Annotated in this window: 1 protein-coding gene; it reads left to right on the top strand. The window is 50.8% G+C overall.

From position 1 onward, the window contains the following. On the top strand, nt 1-301 hold a 301-nt coding region (locus ACOI06_RS14655; RefSeq protein WP_420663325.1), incomplete at both ends, for a transposase.

Raw genomic sequence — 301 nt, 5'->3', positions numbered from 1 at the left:
GGGCAGCCTTGGAAGAGATTTATCCTCAGACACGTCAGCAACGATGCTGGATGCATAAGACGGGTAACGTGCTGAATTGCGTACCCAAGTCGATTCAGCCCCGTGTGAAGTCGGCTTTGCATGAGATCTGGCAAGCAGAAACCAAAGGCGATGCTCAGCAAGCCTTTGAACAGTTTGAAAAACTCTATGGTGCAAAATACCCGAAGGCGGTCGAGAAGTTACAAAAGGATCGTGAGGAGTTGATGGCGTTTTACGACTTTCCTGCCGAGCACTGGCAAAGTCTGCGCACGACGAACCCGAT

It is taken from the genome of Orrella sp. 11846 (assembly GCF_048820935.1).
In the GTDB taxonomy this organism is placed as follows: domain Bacteria; phylum Pseudomonadota; class Gammaproteobacteria; order Burkholderiales; family Burkholderiaceae_B; genus Algicoccus.
The sequence above is the reverse complement of the archived record's forward strand: the minus strand, read 5'-3'. Positions and strand labels throughout refer to the sequence as shown.